This is a genomic window from Prevotella sp. C561 (genome assembly GCF_000224595.1).
Taxonomy (GTDB): domain Bacteria; phylum Bacteroidota; class Bacteroidia; order Bacteroidales; family Bacteroidaceae; genus Prevotella; species Prevotella jejuni.
The window spans coordinates 179,828-197,624 of sequence record NZ_JH114139.1 but is presented as its reverse complement, the minus strand read 5'-3'; the positions used below and the strand labels follow the sequence as shown (position 1 = coordinate 197,624).

The following is a 17,797-nucleotide window of genomic DNA, read 5'->3' as shown; positions in this document are numbered from 1 at the left end:
TGGGGTGTACAAGCCTGTCAGCGGAAAGGTGCAACGCAAGCCATCAACACCTAACATTTAACACCCAACACCCTAACAGCTGGGTATTTGGGGCGTATATGTCAGACTACGGAAAGCAGCATCGCAAGCCATCAACACCCAACACTTAACACCCATCACCCTAACAGCAGGGTATTTGGGGTGTACATGCCAGACGGCGGAAAGCTGCATCGCAAGCCATCAACACCCAACATTTAACACCCATCACCCTAACAGCAGGGTATTTGGGGCGTATATGTCAGACTGCGGAAAGCTGCATCGCAAGCCATCAACACCTAACATTCAACACCCATCACCCATCAAACCCTATTCTGTGGTTCTCCTTCAATGAACTTCCTTATATTCTCAACACAGATGTTCATGAGGCGTTCGCGTGCTTCACGTGTAGCCCAAGCGATATGAGGAGTGATATAAGCGTTCGGCTGATTGAAGAGCGGATTGTCGTTGTGTGGTGGCTCATCGGTCATCACGTCGGCACAGTAAGCACTGAGTTGTCCACTCGCTAGGGCATCGGCAACAGCTTGTTCGTCGATGAGTCCACCACGGCCAGTGTTGATCAAGATTGCACCTCGGCGCACCTTCTTAAGCGTTTCGGCATTAATCATACGTGTGTTGGCAGCTGTCAACGGACAATGAAGGGTGATGACATCCGACGTACTAAGCAGTCCTTCGAGGGTTGTCTTGCGGATACACTCAGGAAGGTCACTACTGTTCTTACTCGTATAAGCCGAGATGTCCATCCCTAACGCATGTGCTATCCTGGCCACCTTCTGCCCAATATGGCCCAAGCCAACGATACCTAAGGTCTTACCAGAGAGTTCGATGAGGGGCGTATCCCAGTAACAAAAATCCTTCTGCTTGCTCCACTCGCCTCGACGCACAGCCTCGGCGTAGTGGTCGACATGCGTAGTTGCGTTGAAGAGGAGGGCAAAGACGTGTTGTGCCACGCTGTCCGTGCTATACGCAGGGATGTTACAAACGACGATGCCACGCTCGTGAGCGGCCTCAACATCGATGTTGTTATAACCCGTTGCAAGCTCTCCGATATACTTCAATCGGGGCAGTTGGTCGAGCAGCTCACGTGTGATATTCACCTTATTAATAAGGATTCCGTCGGCATCCTTAGCTCGTTCAACTACTTCATCCTGCTTTGTTCGTTCATAAACAACGCAGTCTGCTATCTCTTTGATTGGTTCCCATGACAAGTCGCCAGGGTTGACTGCATGGCAGTCGAGGATTACTATTTTCATACTTTAGGTGTTAGGACCTCTCCCCCAACCCCTCCCCAATGGGGACCTCCCCCAACCCCTCCGAAGGAGGGGAGTGCCTAACGGGGTACAGTTTGGTTGGGTTTGAGGTAGAATTTGGTTGGGTTTGGTTTACAACTTAATTACTATTTTCATGTTTATTGGGTGTTAGGACCTCTCCCCAACCCCTCCCCAAAAGGGAGGGGAGTGCCTAACGGGGTACAGCTTGGTAGGGTTTGAGGCACAATTTGGTTGGGTTTGGGGTACAATTTAGTGAGCTTTCGCTACATATTATTACTATCATAAGGGGAAACATAGGCAGATAACACTCCGTTAGGCGCCCCCCTCTCTCGGAGGGGTTGGGGGAGGTCACACCCCGTTAGGCGTCCCCTCCCTTTCGGGGAGGGTTAGGGAGGGGTCCCTGTGTGGAGTCGGTTACCAACTCATCCGGCATATACTGCTGTTTGACATAATGTCCTTCGTAGTCGTGAGGATACTTATATCCATCGCCATAACCCAAGTCCTTCATCAGCTGAGTAGGCGCATTACGCAGATGGAGAGGCACAGGCAGATTACCAGTCTGGCGCACCAACTCTATCGCTCGATTGATGGCTTTATAAGCAGAGTTGTCCTTCTTCGAACGAGCGAGGTAGACCACCGCCTCTGCCAGGGGTATTCTCCCTTCGGGCCAACCAATCTTCGTCACAGCATCAAAGGCCGCATTGGCCAAAAGAAGCGCATTCGGATTAGCCAGTCCGATGTCTTCAGCCGCACTGATAACGACACGTCGCGCAATAAACTTAGGGTCTTCGCCTCCTTCTATCATACGAGCCATCCAATAAAGGGCCGCATCGGGGTCGGAGCCACGTATCGACTTGATGAAAGCCGACACGATATCATAGTGCATCTCACCGCCCTTATCGTAGGCTAAGGGGTTCTCTTGCAGTCGCTCCTCCACTATCTTATCCGTCACAACAATGTCATCGCCAGTCTCGGCAGCCACGATTAAGTCGAGAATATTCAGTAACTTACGTGCGTCACCACCGCTATAACGCAGGATGGCATCCGTCTCCCGTAACTCGATATGCCGTTTCTTCAGTTCGACATCCTCTGTCACTGCCCTGTGTAAGAGCTTCAGCAGGTCGGCCTTCTCTAATGATTTCAACACATAGAGTTGGCAACGAGAGAGCAACGGACGTATCACCTCGAAGGAAGGGTTCTCTGTTGTGGCACCAATCAGGGTGACTGTTCCCTTCTCCACCGCCCCTAACAGCGAGTCTTGCTGCGACTTTGAGAAGCGATGAATCTCATCGATAAAGAGGATTGGCGAGGCCGAATTGAAGAAACGACCGCTCTGTGCTCTTTCGATGACATCGCGCACATCCTTCACACCACTCGTCACGGCAGAAAGCGTATAGAACGGTGTTTCCAAGCGATTAGCGATAATCTGTGCCAACGTAGTCTTACCCACGCCCGGTGGTCCCCAAAGGATAAACGACGCAATGCGCCCCGAGTCAATCATACGTCGGAGCACAGCCCCCTCACCAACGAGGTGTTCCTGTCCGATATAATCGTCGAGCGTGCGTGGTCGCAATCGTTCTGCCAATGGTTCCATATCTCTTCCTCTTTTTATTATTGTTACAAAAGTACTGAATTTATCTCTAATAACAAAGAATGAAATTCATATTGGCTGACTGGATTATATCTTTTAACCGTTCTATTTGTATAATGCCGTATGGAATTTAATTATACTGTCTTTTTATAAAGTGTGCGAGAGGTCTCCAAATACCCCACGAAATCATCAATCTTGTATGGACGGATTATGAGGTTGTTTGTAAACTTAACGAACTCTATTTGTCTTACCGTATCATTGAATATTGAGGGAGCGACAAACACACACTGAGACGGTACTTCGTATTTTTCCTTGAATTCAATCAAGTGTCGTTCAATAGGCCATACCTCCATCATGGTTTGTGTCCGTCCTTGTGCCATAGTTACTTCCACAAGGATTGCGTTAGAAGCTTCTACGCATTCAATATCGCCAATACCTCCTCCCGCCGTCGATGTTGGAAGTCCTGTGTCATCAATCGGGAAGTTTGGAATAACTTCTACATGTGGTAGCTGAGTTTTGATGGCAAGGGCAGTAAGGAACTCAAGACGCGATGGAGCATCAATAAACTTCAAAGTGTCATCCTTAGACGAGGTGCGCTTAGCGAGATGGTCTAATTCTACCTTTATTGTATCCCAGTTATATACACGCGTCCACTCTGTGAGTTTGATTGCTGCTTCGTTCTTTGAAACAACAACACCCTCAATGTTCAATAATTCCTTGTCAACAGAAGCCATATAATCAAAATAGCTTCTTTCTTCCTCGTATTTCTGATAATGAGAATATGTCGAGATGATATAATCTATCTTTTCATCTTCATTGTGGTTGATGTCGATGAATCTACCACCTCCACGAAATGAGATAAGACCTGTCATTCGCATTTTGCGAACAAAGTCGTCAGGGTATTCAGACACAACGGACTTTTGCTTAAACGCTTTAAATCCACCAAGAATTTCATTAACACAAATATCATTGATAACCTCTGGCGATGGAGAATATCCATACTCTTTTCGCAGTTGTTTAATTCTTTGATACAAAGCATTAGCATCGTTATTCTTCCAAAAGAGGAGCAATGGTATCTCTTTGTATGAAATACCGCAATTATTATACTGAGGGTCACTATTCAACAGACGAATAACTTGCAGCAATAAGATAAGTGGAATGTTGTCGTTGAGCTCTCTAATGAATGGATTACAGCGTTGCTGTTTAGCAAAAGCCTGCATAAAGGCGATTTGCTCATTCTGAGGTTTGACAATTTCACGATTAACTGTGCCGTTGTCATCGTATGTAATGGAAACTGTATCTGCAAGGAAATTACCAGTCTCTGAGAATTCAATACGTTCGCCCATGTTATAATAGACGAATCCAAGAACTTTCAGTAACTTGAACTGCGTTTCAAATCGGCTTTCCCAACCTCTTTCGAATCCAGCTTCTTTATGACCTGCGATATCTCTGTGAATACGAGGATCATTACCATCAAAAATGGCTTTGGTTTCTTCATCGGTAAGAGCGTATTCACCAAAATATCCTGGTGACGTATTACCCCATTTCTGCTTTGCAGATTCGGGAATACGTTTTACAGGACGATAAAGTCCACATTTGAAAGCTTCTCTTTCAAATTGTTCAACAATATCAGCGGTCAGAATTTGACCATCAAACTTTTTCAACAGATGTATAAAGTCCTTATACCGTTCGGGGTTGCGTACGGTTGTTGTGTAAAGGAGCGGTTTGTATTCAGACTGTCTTGGCATATCAGTAATTTGTTATTAATACTTCATTAAAAGACTTAATAGTGTTATCGTGGAAACTAATATAATTACTTTTTATTGAGTGCGTATTATAATTCTTAGCCCATTCGAGAAACAACTCATTTGTACGTCCTTTATAGTGTGTTACATTAGATATTGCGAATTTAATACCTTTACCTGACATTTCATCAAGTAAAGCAAGTAAACTTTGCTCTGTATCTTCGTCCCACAATTTATTATACTCACTAAAGGTTATTAGATAAGGTGGGTCAAGATATACGAAATCTCCCTCTCGCCAAGTTATGCGAGAAAGAAATCTACGGAAATCCATACTCTTCCACTTTGGCTTCTTTGCCTGTGTTAGTGAAAAGTATCTCACCAAAGCATTATATGCGTTCTGGTTAAAGTCAACATTACCAACTGGGAGATTAAAATCGTTCTTGCCATTAAACCTTATCATGTGGTTAAAACCATATATAAGAAGAACATATAGCTTCAACATATCTGTACGGTCAGAATTGTTATAGTCTGAACGCAATTGCATATATTTGTCTTTGTTATACTTTGCAAAGTATGTTTTAACGAATTCTTTTTTCAATGATACGGGGATGACATCTTCCTTGTATGAGCATGACAATCCATAACTCTGAATCAACGTAAAGAGTTTTTCAAAGAACACATTAGGTTTCTTGCTATAACTGCAAAGGAACTTATGTATATCAATAACATTGGTATCAATATCGTTCAACAGGAATTCTTCTGCATCAATATTAAGAAACACAGACCCACCACCCACAAACGGCTCTATAAACCTATTTATGGATTGAGGGAAATATGTTTTTATTTCACTTATCAACTTATATTTATCTCCAACGTAGAAGAGAGGAGAACGATTTACTTCTTTTTTCATTGTCCACTTTAGTAACGAACAAAAATTCCTTATGGTCTTCAAACTCAGTCTTGCCAGCATTGAATGCTTGGTGCTTGTGTTCATATACGGTTGTTGTTCCGCAACAATCAAGCAGATACTTTATTTGGCTCAGTCGAATTTTATTCTCAGAGGAATTACTTTTTGAGTTATATGTATTGTTATATGAGACTACCAAGTATTTCGCATCTAATGACATAACCATATCTTCGAAATAGCTATATGCTTTGGACGTACAATATGCACTCATGTTGTCGGGAGCAGGCTTTAATGCCACTCCGAAGAGTTCTGGTTCATCCCATTTAACCAAAGTTTCATACACATGGTAAAATCTGCTATACTGACGTGAGTTATATGGTGGATCCATATACACGACATCAGCTGAGACAGTCTTTGCTAATTGATTAGCATCCTCTTTATGTATCTCTATATTAGAGCAACTTTTTGCTTGTATCAGTCTCATCTTCAGTGGCTGATAGTTTATTTTTTTCTTAATATAAGCATCAAAATGACCTACTGTGTTTGCAAGTCTGTCAATGCTATAAATTAGAGATGCCAATAAAATGCAATACTCCTTCTCGGTGAGTTCGCTTTTCTTATTCTCAATATCCTGCCTGATAAAACCAATAAGTTTGGCTACTTTCATGGCAAAGTATTTATCACCATAGTTTGCAGAAAACCAGTTGTCGCTTATCGAATCAGGGTCAATTGAATTGTAGTAATCCAGAATGTCAAACAACTTTTGCTTATCCCATTCTCCTTTCCCGAAAAATCCTTTATAAATGGTGTTGTTCGAGATAAGGAAATCGTTTACGATAACCTTGTTATATGTGTTCAAGGCTTGGTTTGCAACAGAGCCTGTTCCAGCAAAGATGTCGCAAAAAGTTTTGGCATCTGGAACTTCTGTATGGATAACGTACATTATCCAGTCAGTTAACTTTGTCTTGTTTCCGATGTATCTACGACTTTCTAAGCCAAATGGCTTGTATAACGACGAGTCTCTATAATCGAACAAACTAAGTTGACCATATTGAGTAGGTGCCTCTGCCACTATACATGGTGTGTCTACATCATTCATGTCTATCTTGACAGCTTCATCACTAATCTGCAGACAGATAAGATATTCGTCGCTAAAACCGTAGATAGTAGCAAGTTCTCTTACTTGTTCCCACGAAGGAATGACTTTACTGGCCTCAATATCTTTAAGTACATCTACAGATATTCCAGTCTCCTTACATACAGATTTCAAGGAAAGTTTTTTTAGTCTTTCTTAATTCTATGAGTTTGAGACTTATGTTTGATTTCTTCATTGCCCTAACAGTATTATCTTATCAGCTCCTTTATATCTAATTGTAACAACTCCGCCACTTTCTTTAATGTATACAAGTCTGGCTGGGTAGTGTTGGTGCACCATTTAGAAACAGTAGCAGGATTTACCCCCAGTTCTTCAGATAGCCATTTGCCTGTTTTGTTATGTTCAGTTAGAACAACTTTTATTCTATTTAGATTTAAATTCATTGTTAAAAGATTTACTTTTAAAGCAAAGATAATTCTTTTCTTTGTAAATGAGAAGAATTACGGGAACTATTTAGTGAACATAGCACAATTAGAATAAGAAAAACGACAAGAAGGGTAAGTTTATTGCCGTTTGTGGGGGATTTTAGACAACATCACTCCACTTACAGTTACACTCACTATATCATGTATAGGGAATTTCTCGCAACCGATATAGAGGGTGTCGAAAGCGTCGGAGCCGTCGGTGCGGTATTCGAGGAGGTCTTCTTCGCTCTCAGCGAGTTTCTCGCAGACTTGTCCTTGCGGAAGACGTTACGCCCTCGGCAGACTCCTGCCAATGGGATGACAAGGATAAGGTCAGGGTTGTTGGAGCGGTTGAAGAATGGCATGAGGCACTGCTTGTCCGCAAAGCCTTGGTTGATGAGGAGATAGATGACTGTTTTGTTCTCGTGGCTCTGGTAGTAGGAACAGAAGTCGTCGATAAGCACAGGTGTCTTGTACTCGAACTTGATGTAGCTCGCTACGCCTGCGTTGCAAAGACAGCCAATCTGCTCAATAATAAAACACAACAGGTTTAGGCTCTAATGAACGATTTGGGTTTAATAAAGAGCAAAGCAGGTTAACAAATCTGCAATTCTTAGTAGAGAAGAAAAGGTTTCTGTACCTTTGTACACATAAAACCAAATGACTTTTTACAATGAAACTTCCCAAATCAAAGTTATTTATTGCGGTCGCATGTTTAGTCCTTCCACTTTTGTTTGCTTCATGTTCAAAAGATGAAGAAAGCGCAAACGACCACATGCCATTTGTTCCTATCGAATATTATGATTTCACAGCTGATATCCTGCAACCTAATATTAATTATTCAATTCCTATTCAAGGAGAAGATGCTGACGATATCTTTGTAAAGGCAGTGGGCACCTACGAGGGTACGCTAACCGTTTATGATCCTAAAACCAAACAGGTAATTCCTTCTAATTTTGATAATCATGTAAGTGCCAAATTCGTATTATACTTAGATCAGTTTAACCTGAGTCCTGTTCCCCTTCCTTTTACATTATATGCTTTAAAGAAGGACCAATATGCTTATGACTTACTATACAAAATAATCAAAAATAAAACTTGGTGGAAGGATGAAAAGATACATGATTATCGCACAAGACTCATAGGAAGAAACAAGAAGAATCCTTCAGAAGTGGCATTCCAATTGTATGACCCATATCATTTCTATCCATATATAACCGGTCACCACCAGAATCGTTATGACTTGACTGAGTTGTATTTTAATGTCTGTGGAACTATCAACAATACAACGAAAGAATTGACGGTTTACATAAAGCCTGTGGGTGCCTTGTTTTATGACAGTATGGTTCAAAACAATAAAATAAAAGCCGAATTCAACGACGTTTATTTTATATGCAAATTAAAGAAGACGGCATAGGATAAACTGACTTCCCTTTTACGAAAAGAATAAACTACGAATAAAGAATAGATTATGAATAACAAGAATCAATACAACCTACTCGTCACTCTTTTCCTACTGTTGATAGGCAGCTTTGCCGTTTCATGTACGAAAGATGATGAAAACACAACAGACAACACCTCTACTTTTGCACCTATCAGTAGTGAAGAAGCACTTAAAATACAGAATTCTTTACCCGGTACGTATAAAGGTAATGTGCATGTTTACGACCCTTCAACCAAGAAGAATTATTATTCCAATTCAAGGCTTGACCTCGACTCTCTAATCATATACAAAAAAAATATAACTATGGCTATTTAACCCTGTCACGCGACACGTATGTGCAGCTACACAATATTGAAAAAACTGGGATAAACGATACACTACCAGAGATATTTACTAAACGAGACGAAGAGGCTAATATAGAACTTGATGGAATTCGTTTCACCAGTCGTAACCAACAAGACAGTTGCGTATATCGGTTTGAAGTATCAAGAGGGAAAGCTGACTTCTTAGACCGCAGTCACAACAAACCAAGCGTATGGTATCTTAGAACTTATTTTAACGGCTACGGATATTATAATGTAAAAACAAGTAAGGTTAAGATTTATCTTCGTCCTTTCAATGCCTACACAATGCTATATCATGAGACCTTGGAATACGGAAGAATTCCACTCACAGAACGTTATCTGATTTATGAACTCACAAAGGTTCAATAAGGTGTACTGACACCTCTTCTTTTGTTAGATAATTTCATAACCTAAAAATCAAAAGGGCGTTAATTCCATTCGAATTAACGCCCTTTTGGCTTGCTAAAGATGCCCTTTAAGAACCTTAATAACGCCCTTCTCGGACCTTAGTAAGCACCTTCAAAACTGCAACTTTACAAACAACTGATAACAAGATACTTACAAAGGTAATAAAAAAGCTGATTCTCGACTCTATTCCTCACCTTTTCCTGACCCTAAATGTAAAATAAATTCGAACTTTAAACTTTGAACTTTGAACTTTATGATATGTACCTTTTACCTTTGAACCTTGAGGTTTGCAAGGATTCGCACAATTCGCGCAATTCGTAGTTCAAATCATAAAGTTCAAAGTTCAAACCTCAAAGTTCAAAGAATACTATGGATTCGCGCAATTCGCGTAATTCGTAGTCATTAATGATACATATCACAAAGTTCAAAGTTCAAACCTCAAAGTTCAAAGGTAAAAAAGTTCAAACCTCAAAGTTCAAAGTTTTAAGCGTATTGGATCATCATACTGCACCTGCAGCTGAAGGAGTTGTTTCTTAAGGTTCTTTGTGAGCTTCTCCGTACCTGGTTTACCATAGATATTATGCATTTGGTCAGGGTCTTTCTTTAGGTCGTAAAGTTCCCAAGCATTGATATCATTGTAGAAGTGCATGAGCGAATAACGCTTCGTACGAATACCATAGTGACGGCAAACAGAGTGCTCGGCAGGGTATTCGTAGTAGTGATAGTAAAGCGACTGACGCCAGTTGGCAGGCTTCTTACCCTCAAGGAGTGGGAGGAAAGAACGGCCCTGAATGTCAGAAGGCACCTTTGCACCAGCTACATCGAGGAAGGTTGGGGCATAGTCGATATTCTGTACCATCTCTTTGACAACCCCATGCTTACCGCCCGGATAGTAAACCAACAATGGTGTGCGGAATGATTCTTCATACATGAAACGCTTGTCGAACCATCCATGTTCGCCCATGTAGAAACCTTGATCAGAAGTATAGACAATCATTGTGTTGTCAAGAAGACCATGCTGGCGCAGATACTCGATGACACGACCGACGTTGCGATCGACAGAGTGAATCACACGCATATAGTCGTGCATATAACGTTGATACTTCCATTCAGCGAGAGCCTTACCAGAGAGTTTGTCTTCTTTAAACTTCTTGATGATTGGGTCATAGTAGCTATCCCACTGCGCCCGCTGCGAAGGTGTCATACGTTTGTAGTTGCCACGTCCCCACTGTTCAAGACCAGTAGTGGTGTGAATCTCGTTCTCCTTATCTGCCATCTTATTGTCATAGACGAGGTCCATGTCCTTAATGATACTCATCTCCTGCTTCTGTGCAGCTAAACGACCAGCATAGTCATCATAGAAAGTCTTAGGCAACGGATAGGTCACATCGTCATAGAGGCGGAGGTCGCAGGTATCAGGATTCCACACACGGTGAGGCGCCTTGTTGTGCATCAACAGACAGAAAGGCTTGTTCTTGTCGCGTTTGTTCTCCATCCAGTCAATCGCCATGTCGGCAATGATGTTCGTCACATAGCCCGGACGGCGTATCTTCTTACCATTGCTGAGGAAGTCAGGGTTATAGTAGTCGCCCTGTCCGATAAGGATATCCCAGTAGTTGAAGCCTGTTGGCAGTGAGGTGAGGTGCCACTTACCAATCATTGCCGTCTGATAGCCCTGCTTCTGGAGCAACTTAGGGAAGGTCTGCTGACCGCCATCAAAGGTCTTAGAATTGTCCGTGAAGCCATTAGCATGGCTATGCTTACCGGTCAGCATACATGCACGTGACGGACCACTGAGGGAGTTGGCAACAAAGCTCTCTTGGAACTTCACACCATTGTCAGCCAACCAGTCGATGTTAGGTGTACTGATAAAACGCTTGTCGTAAGCGCTGATTGTCTGGTACGAATGGTCATCGCTCATGATGAAGACGATGTTCATCGGTTTCTTCTGCGCTTGGGCAGGAACGAATGCACTCATTGCAATCGCTCCTGTCAAGCCGTATAAAACTTTATTTTGCATATATAATAAATTGGTTTATCGCAATTATTTATCCCATCCAGGGTTCTGCTTCCACAGATTGTTGGTCAGTGTGAGCATACGCGTTTCGAACGGAAGGAGGTAATCACGCTTTGGATTAAACTTCCAACCGGTCTCATAGCCTGATGGATTCACAGGCAATACGTAACGTTGTGCGTCGCCCGGCTTGCCAGAGAGGTAGAGATTATTGCCTTTTGGCTTGTCATAAACGAGGCTTGTGCCATACTTTGCATGATGTTCGAGGTTGCTACCCACGAATAAAACACCGTGTGCACGCTTGCCAACGATCAGCTCATCGGCTGCTGCCCAACGGAAGATATCATCCAATCGACGGCCTTCACAAGCCTGCTCAATACGACGTTCACGGCGAACTGCCTGTAAATACTTATTGAGTTGGTGGAAAGGATAGTCTGCCTCGGTGTTATACTCTCTGTCGAAGTCGACTGCTGGCATACCAACTCGGTCGCGCAAAGGCTTCAAGATAGTAATAATCTGACTTGCGTTAGCGGCACCATCGAGCTCTGCCAAAGCCTCAGCATAGTTTAAGAGGATGTCGGCATAGCGATACTGAATGGCTGGTGTGCTGCCTTTACCTTCCTGATCAAGGCTTCCCTTATAGTCAATCTGTACGTGCTTGAGCATTGAATAGCCTGTTTCATTCTTGTTATAGCCCGACCCATTGAGTGGTGGAACAACGTAACCGCCTTGGTCTGGACGCAGAATCTGACCCGGCATGCACACCGTCTGGCACAGACGTGGGTCGCGAACAGTTGGCTTTAACTCGTCGCCAAAGGTTGCCTTTGCAGTCAACACGGCTGGTCCAACAAAGGGTTTACCGTCGATGGTGAGGTAGTCGTCAACCAATGATGCCGTAACACCGCTACTACCACCACCCTGATTGAGGTAGCGATCAACGCTGTTACCAACATTCACGCCGTCATATCGCTTAAACCATAACACCTCAGGGTTGGCGCTAAGGTCCTCTGTCTGGAAGATAACGCGGTAGTCGTTCAATGGATTACCAGTCGTATAGATTCTCCAGACACCTCTGTCAACAACGTCCTTACAAGCCTCAACACACTGATCTAAGTAAGACTTAATCTTCGCATCGGTAACAGTTGGGTCGTAGAAAGCATCGTTCTTTGCCTTATGATACTTCTCCCATGTAGCCTCATAGAGTGCCACCTCGCTCTTGAAAGCACGTGCCACGTCCTTGTGGATACGCATTGTAGCACTGCTGTTCTGCAAGTTAAGGTTGGCAATAGCCTTATCGAGGTCGGCAAGAATACTATCAGCAATCACGGTTCGTTCCTGTTGTGGCTGGTTCATCTCCTCCTCCTGTGGTTCGAGAGGGCGATTCACCCAAGCGATTTTACCATAGTTTTTGAACAACTGGAAGTAGAACCAAGCACGGAAATAATAAGCTTCGCCCACGCATTGCTTGTAGGCAGAGGAGTTCTTATCCTTGAAATTGAGGTTATTCAAGAAGAAGTTGACGTTGCGAATATTATAGTAATGACCGAGTTTACCCGCATTAGCGAGGGTCAAACCACCATTGAGGCGTGTGTTAACAGAGCCACTTGCCATGTTATCGCTGTTCATATCGATACCAGCAATACCACCACTACCCCATGAGTTAAAGTCTTGTCCCTTCACACCTGTCTGATAGAACTGGTCGAGATAGCTGTTCATCTCACCCAAGGAAGTGAAAGGGTTGACCGTTGAAAGCACTCCTTCAGGAGACTTGTCCAAGTCGAAGCAACTTGTAAGTGTTGTTGCACTCAAGAGTGCTAAACATATATATTTAAGTTTCATAGTTATATTCTTTTAAAGGATTAGAGATTAACCATAAGTCCAAACGAGATGACCTTGTTCATTGGATAGTTCTTACCGCCTTCGCCTGTGTAGCCATTGGCAGTGAAGATAACCTCTGGGTCGAGCATCTTCTTTAGCTTTGTGAAGGTAAGGAGGTTCTCACCAGAGAAGAACACCTTCACCTGCTGGAGCTTCATCTTCTGTGTCCAAGCCTGTGGGAGGATGTAACTCAAGGTCAAGTTCTTCAAACGACAGTAAGCCGCACTCTGCAAGTATTGGTCAGTAGGCTGGCTCTTTGTCTTCGCTGCGTATGGACGAACGCCACCTGCTGAATTGATATAAGGCTTTGGATAGTAGGCATTAGGATTGCTCTCTGACCAATAGTCAAGATGGTCTTTGAAGAGCGTTACCTGTGCGTAAGGACCTGTTCCCCAGAAGTAAACGCTGTTGGTTGGGTCCCAATCACGCTTGCCTACGCCTTGGAACATGAAGCTAAGGCTAAGTCCCTTCCAGCTAACCATACCATTGATTGTGTATTGATAGCGTGGAGAGGTGTTACCGATAATGGTCATATCGCCCATATCATCGAGTTTATTCTTACCATTGTTCACATAGCCGTCGTTGTTAAGATCGCGATAAGCAACGTCACCCGGTGTCCACTTCAAGGTTGAGAAGAAGGTGTTGTTATGCGATGCATTGTAAGCATCAGCCTGCTCCTGTGTCTGCAACAAGCCGTCTGTACGATAGCCCCATATCTCTCCTACGCGTCTGCCCTTATACCAGTTGCTGGCTGGTGCCGTACCCGTTGGGTTAGTATAGTCTGTTACGATAGAGGTATAGTCAGCCAAAGAACCACCGATACTATAGTCGATGTCCTTACCAATCTTACCACGATAATTCAGCGTTAGCTCCCAACCACGGTCGCGCAAAGACGCATTATTGGTTTGTGGGGCATTAGCACCGAAGAAGTCAGGGAAGTCGACACCAGGTCCTAACATATCCTTTGTCTTACGCTCGTAGACGTCAAGACTACCCGTAAGGGCATTGTTCATAAAACCGAAGTCTAAACCGATATTCTTACTGCTCACCTTCTCCCATGTTGTTGCAGGGTTTACAACGCCTGGCGCAAGGAGGTAAGCATGACGACCATCTGCAAAGATATAGCTTCCCAATCCACCACTGAGGTTCATGGTTGATGCGAAGGTGTAGAGCGCTGCACCTGCCTGATTACCGAGCTTACCGTATGACATGCGCAACTTCAACTGCGATACTTTCTGGCTGAGTGGCTCCATAAACTTCTCACGACTAATGTTCCAACCGAGAGATACAGATGGGAAGAAGCCCCAACGATGGTCGCGTGCAAAGCGTGAAGAACCGTCATAACGGCCGTTTACTTCGAGCAGGTAACGACCCTGATAGTCGTAGTTGATACGTCCGAAGAAGCCACGTGTTGCCCATCCGTTGCGGATATCGTCTGGCTGCTTGTCGCCTGTTCCCATTGCCGTATTTGGATTGTGCATTGAGTAAAGACCAGAGATACCGTTCTTCAGATAGTCTACCTTGTTGTTTTCTTCTTGATAACCAGCCATCAAAACGATGTTATGATCCTCGGCAAGGGTCAATGAGTAGTTACCATAAAGGCTGATATTCTGATAGTGAATGTTATAGTTTGAACGCTGATACTTGCCATCAGGACTTGCATCCAACTCTCCTCGCACACCCTTTGAAGTGGTTACACCATCGGCTGCATAGATGTCTGGCGCAACATTCAAAGCCTCATATGAGGTTGAGATAAACTTATTGGTGTAATCGGCATTGATAATCAATCCCTTTACTGGATTAAGTTCGAAGCCTAATGTGATGTCGTAATGATTGCGTTTTGTACGGGTGAAGGTGCCACTCTGTAGGTAAGGAATCATTGACAACTCCGTGAAATGACCGTTAGGATCGACAACAGAAATCGTCGGACGGAAACGTGCTAAGGAGTGATAGAAGCCTTCACTCAGTCCGCCTGCACCAAAAGGAGTGTTGTCGACAGAATGAACATACTTCAAATTAAGCTTCATCTTCATCCATGAGGTGAGACGAGAGGTGAGGTTGGAAGCGAGGTTCATACGCTCAAAGTTCATCTTGGCATAACGCAGAATACCGTCTTCCTTGAAGTAACCTCCTGATACATAATACTGTGCCTGCTTACCGCCACCGCTCAGACTTACGTTGTGCTGCTGCTTGAAGGCATAGTCTTTATAATGTAACTTGAAGTAGTCAACGTTTCCAATACCCTTCTCTGTGTTCTCAAAGGCTGGGTTCATCAAGGAGTTGGCAGGGAGTTCTTGCCATGGATTCACACTTGATGGGTCGTTCATATACTGCTCTAACAGCTTAATCTTTTCGTCGCTGTAGAGACGAGAGGAGTTGGCATTCGTAACACCAGCATTCCACATCTTCGCAAACTCTACGGCATTTGCCATCTCAGGTAAGACCGTCGGACGGTTCCAACCCATGCTTCCTTGATAGTTTACGTGCATCTTGCCTTCCTCTCCTCGCTTGGTCGTAACCAAGATAACACCGTAGGCAGCACGCGCACCATAGATAGAACAAGCGGATGCATCTTTCAATACGGAGATTGACTCGATATCATTTGGATTGACATCGGCAAGACTCATCTCGATTCCATCTACCAAGACGTAAGGATGACCAGTACCGGAGAGGTTGCCCTGACCACGCAATGACAAGGCTGCCGTGGCACCCGGACGACCAGAGCTACCATTTGATACCATCAAACCCGGTACCAAACCCTGAAGACTCTGCGACGCATCTGTCACTGGGCGCATCTCAAGTGCATCGCCCTTAACAGATGATACAGAACCCGTGAGGTTTACCTTCTTTTGTACACCATAACCTACGACAACCACTTCGTTCAATGCTTGGTTGTCATCTTGCAGACTAACAGTGTAATTGGTCATACCCGCTTTGACGGTTACAGACTGAGGCTTAAAGCCCACATAACTTACTTGTAGCACAGCACCCGGTGCTGCTGAAAGCGAGAAGTTGCCATCAACATCCGTAACAGCCATGGCGACTCCATTAACCATCACAGAGGCACCGATAACGGGTTCACCATGGGTATCCTTCACAACACCCTTGATAGCCTGCTTTTGTTGCTGTGTACTCTCAAATGTTTTTACACTCGTACGTGTAGAACTAACTGCTGGGGTAGCGGCAAATAAACTCAGACACAAAGAGAGTGCCACCCCTCCCACTGCGAATGGGGGATGCTTCCTTATACCCAGGAAGACAGTAGTAGATTTAGACATAATTACATTGATTTAGGTTTACAGTTGCAAATATAACACTTTTTTATGGCATGCAAAAAGAATACTTGCTAATTCATAATCCACAATCCTTTATTGACTCAGAATTCATAAACTATCAATCAGAATTATGATTACCGATGTTAACCATAGTTTATTACTACAATTAACTTGTCTACTCGTTAACCTGTCAACTCGTCAACTACCACTTCTGATTACTGATATTAACTGTGGTTTATTACTGTAAATAACTTGTCTACTCGTTAACCTGTCTACTCGTCAACTACCAATAAAGCACTACGAATTTCTCTAATTGTGCGAATTCTTATTGCTAAATAATTAGTGTCATTCGAGGAATTCGTAGTCGTTAATCGTACAGAGCATAAAGTTCAATGTGCAAAACTCAATGCTCAAAGGTTAAAAGGATTCGTGCCATTCAAGAAATTCGTAGTTCAAAGGTCAAGGTTTGCAAGGATTAGTGCCATTCGAGAAATTCGTAGTTCAAAGTATCACAATTCGTAGTCGGTATTCGAATTTATTTTACTTTTTGGTTTTACAGAACGTGGAAAACAGGGTTAAGAATTCATGGTCTCAGAGCCATCGTAAGTCTTTTTCTATCAGACAGTTGAAGACGTGTGGTTTAGAAGGTGCTTACGAAGGGTTCAAAAGGGCGTTAGCAAGGGGCTTAAAGGGCGTCTTTTGCGAGCTAAAAGGGCGTTAACTTGAATGGTATTAACGCCCTTTTATTTTCAAGCAATGAATTATCTTTACAAAACAAGATGATAGGGGAAGAATGGTTAGCTGTTTATTTGTTACCGATGTTAGCTGTTTATTTATTACCGAAGTTAGCCGTTTATTTATCACCGAAGTTAGCTGTAGCTTTATCACCGAAGTTAGCTGTGGCTTTATCACCGAAGTTAGCTATGGCTTATCGATGCTAATAACTTGTCTACTCGTCAACTTGCCTACTCGTCAACTACCACTCATAATTATCGATGTTAACTATGGTTTATCGCTACAAGTAACTCGTCTCTCGTCAACCTGTCTACTCGTAAACTGCCAACAAAGCACTACGAATTTCTCTAATTGCGCGAACCCTTTTTGCTAAATAATTCGTGCCATTCGAGGAATTCGTAGTCGTTAATCGTGCAGAGCATAAAGTTCAATGTGCAAAACTCAATGCTCAAAGGTTAAAATAATTCGTGCCATTCGAGGAATTCGTAGTCGTTAATCGTACAGAGCATAAAGTTCAATGTGCAAAACTCAATGCTCAAAGGTTAAAAGCATTCGTGCCATTCGAGGAATTCGTAGTCGTTAATCGTAC

General features: G+C 43.3%; 14 protein-coding genes. 4 read left to right on the top strand and 10 right to left on the bottom strand.

All coding sequences use genetic code 11. From position 1 onward, the window contains the following. Positions 1-338 precede the first annotated feature (338 nt). The 7 genes from HMPREF0666_RS00625 to HMPREF0666_RS16260 all read right to left on the bottom strand — a co-directional run bounded on the left by HMPREF0666_RS00625 (position 339) and on the right by HMPREF0666_RS16260 (position 7,655). Positions 339-1,289: a D-2-hydroxyacid dehydrogenase gene (locus tag HMPREF0666_RS00625; protein ID WP_009010330.1), complete on the bottom strand. Its 951-nt coding sequence runs from the start codon at positions 1,287-1,289 to the stop codon at positions 339-341. Between the two features lie 376 nt (positions 1,290-1,665). Then, on the bottom strand, positions 1,666-2,901 hold the full coding sequence (locus HMPREF0666_RS00620) for a replication-associated recombination protein A (RefSeq protein ID WP_009010329.1): 1,236 nt from the start codon (positions 2,899-2,901) through the stop codon (positions 1,666-1,668). Between the two features lie 131 nt (positions 2,902-3,032). Then, the gene (locus HMPREF0666_RS00615) at positions 3,033-4,646 is read right to left on the bottom strand and encodes an AlwI family type II restriction endonuclease (RefSeq protein WP_009010328.1); all 1,614 of its coding nucleotides are present in this window, start codon (positions 4,644-4,646) and stop codon (positions 3,033-3,035) included. 1 nt (position 4,647) lies between these two features. Further along, on the bottom strand, positions 4,648-5,553 hold the full coding sequence (locus HMPREF0666_RS00610; RefSeq protein WP_009010327.1) for a Dam family site-specific DNA-(adenine-N6)-methyltransferase: 906 nt from the start codon (positions 5,551-5,553) through the stop codon (positions 4,648-4,650). Continuing rightward, positions 5,507-6,820, bottom strand: a complete 1,314-nt coding sequence (locus HMPREF0666_RS00605) for a DNA adenine methylase (RefSeq protein ID WP_009010326.1) — start codon at positions 6,818-6,820, stop codon at positions 5,507-5,509. The genes HMPREF0666_RS00610 and HMPREF0666_RS00605 overlap by 47 nt, the downstream gene beginning before the upstream one ends. A gap of 74 nt (positions 6,821-6,894) precedes the next feature. Continuing rightward, complete coding sequence (locus HMPREF0666_RS00600; protein WP_009010325.1) at positions 6,895-7,089, bottom strand: helix-turn-helix transcriptional regulator; 195 nt, start codon at positions 7,087-7,089, stop codon at positions 6,895-6,897. Positions 7,090-7,265: 176 nt separating this feature from the next. Further along, positions 7,266-7,655: a hypothetical protein gene (locus HMPREF0666_RS16260; RefSeq protein ID WP_198010527.1), complete on the bottom strand. Its 390-nt coding sequence runs from the start codon at positions 7,653-7,655 to the stop codon at positions 7,266-7,268. A 128-nt stretch (positions 7,656-7,783) separates the two neighbouring features. Here HMPREF0666_RS16260 and HMPREF0666_RS00590 point away from each other — a divergent pair, with 128 nt between their 5' ends. The 3 genes from HMPREF0666_RS00590 to HMPREF0666_RS00580 are packed head-to-tail and all read left to right on the top strand — an operon-like array spanning position 7,784 to position 9,267. Further along, positions 7,784-8,527: a hypothetical protein gene (locus HMPREF0666_RS00590; protein WP_009010324.1), complete on the top strand. Its 744-nt coding sequence runs from the start codon at positions 7,784-7,786 to the stop codon at positions 8,525-8,527. A 54-nt stretch (positions 8,528-8,581) separates the two neighbouring features. Continuing rightward, positions 8,582-8,869: a hypothetical protein gene (locus HMPREF0666_RS00585; RefSeq protein WP_009010323.1), complete on the top strand. Its 288-nt coding sequence runs from the start codon at positions 8,582-8,584 to the stop codon at positions 8,867-8,869. Between the two features lie 20 nt (positions 8,870-8,889). Further along, positions 8,890-9,267 carry a hypothetical protein gene (locus HMPREF0666_RS00580; protein WP_009010322.1) on the top strand — a complete coding sequence of 126 codons (378 nt, stop codon included), beginning with the start codon at positions 8,890-8,892 and terminating at the stop codon, positions 9,265-9,267. Between the two features lie 514 nt (positions 9,268-9,781). Here the strand turns inward: HMPREF0666_RS00580 and HMPREF0666_RS00575 are convergent. From HMPREF0666_RS00575 to HMPREF0666_RS00565, 3 genes are read right to left on the bottom strand one after another with little or no spacing between them, the layout of a single operon-like run. Beyond that, entirely contained in the window at positions 9,782-11,326 is a 1,545-nt protein-coding gene (locus HMPREF0666_RS00575; RefSeq protein ID WP_009010321.1) for a sulfatase, read from the bottom strand. Between the two features lie 24 nt (positions 11,327-11,350). After that, a complete protein-coding gene (locus HMPREF0666_RS00570) occupies positions 11,351-13,159 on the bottom strand; it encodes a RagB/SusD family nutrient uptake outer membrane protein (RefSeq protein WP_009010320.1) in 1,809 nt (602 codons plus the stop codon). Between the two features lie 20 nt (positions 13,160-13,179). Beyond that, complete coding sequence (locus tag HMPREF0666_RS00565; protein WP_009010319.1) at positions 13,180-16,476, bottom strand: TonB-dependent receptor; 3,297 nt, start codon at positions 16,474-16,476, stop codon at positions 13,180-13,182. A 719-nt stretch (positions 16,477-17,195) separates the two neighbouring features. Here HMPREF0666_RS00565 and HMPREF0666_RS17170 point away from each other — a divergent pair. Continuing rightward, positions 17,196-17,414, top strand: a complete 219-nt coding sequence (locus HMPREF0666_RS17170; protein WP_157600215.1) for a hypothetical protein — start codon at positions 17,196-17,198, stop codon at positions 17,412-17,414. The last annotated feature ends 383 nt before the right edge of the window (positions 17,415-17,797 follow it).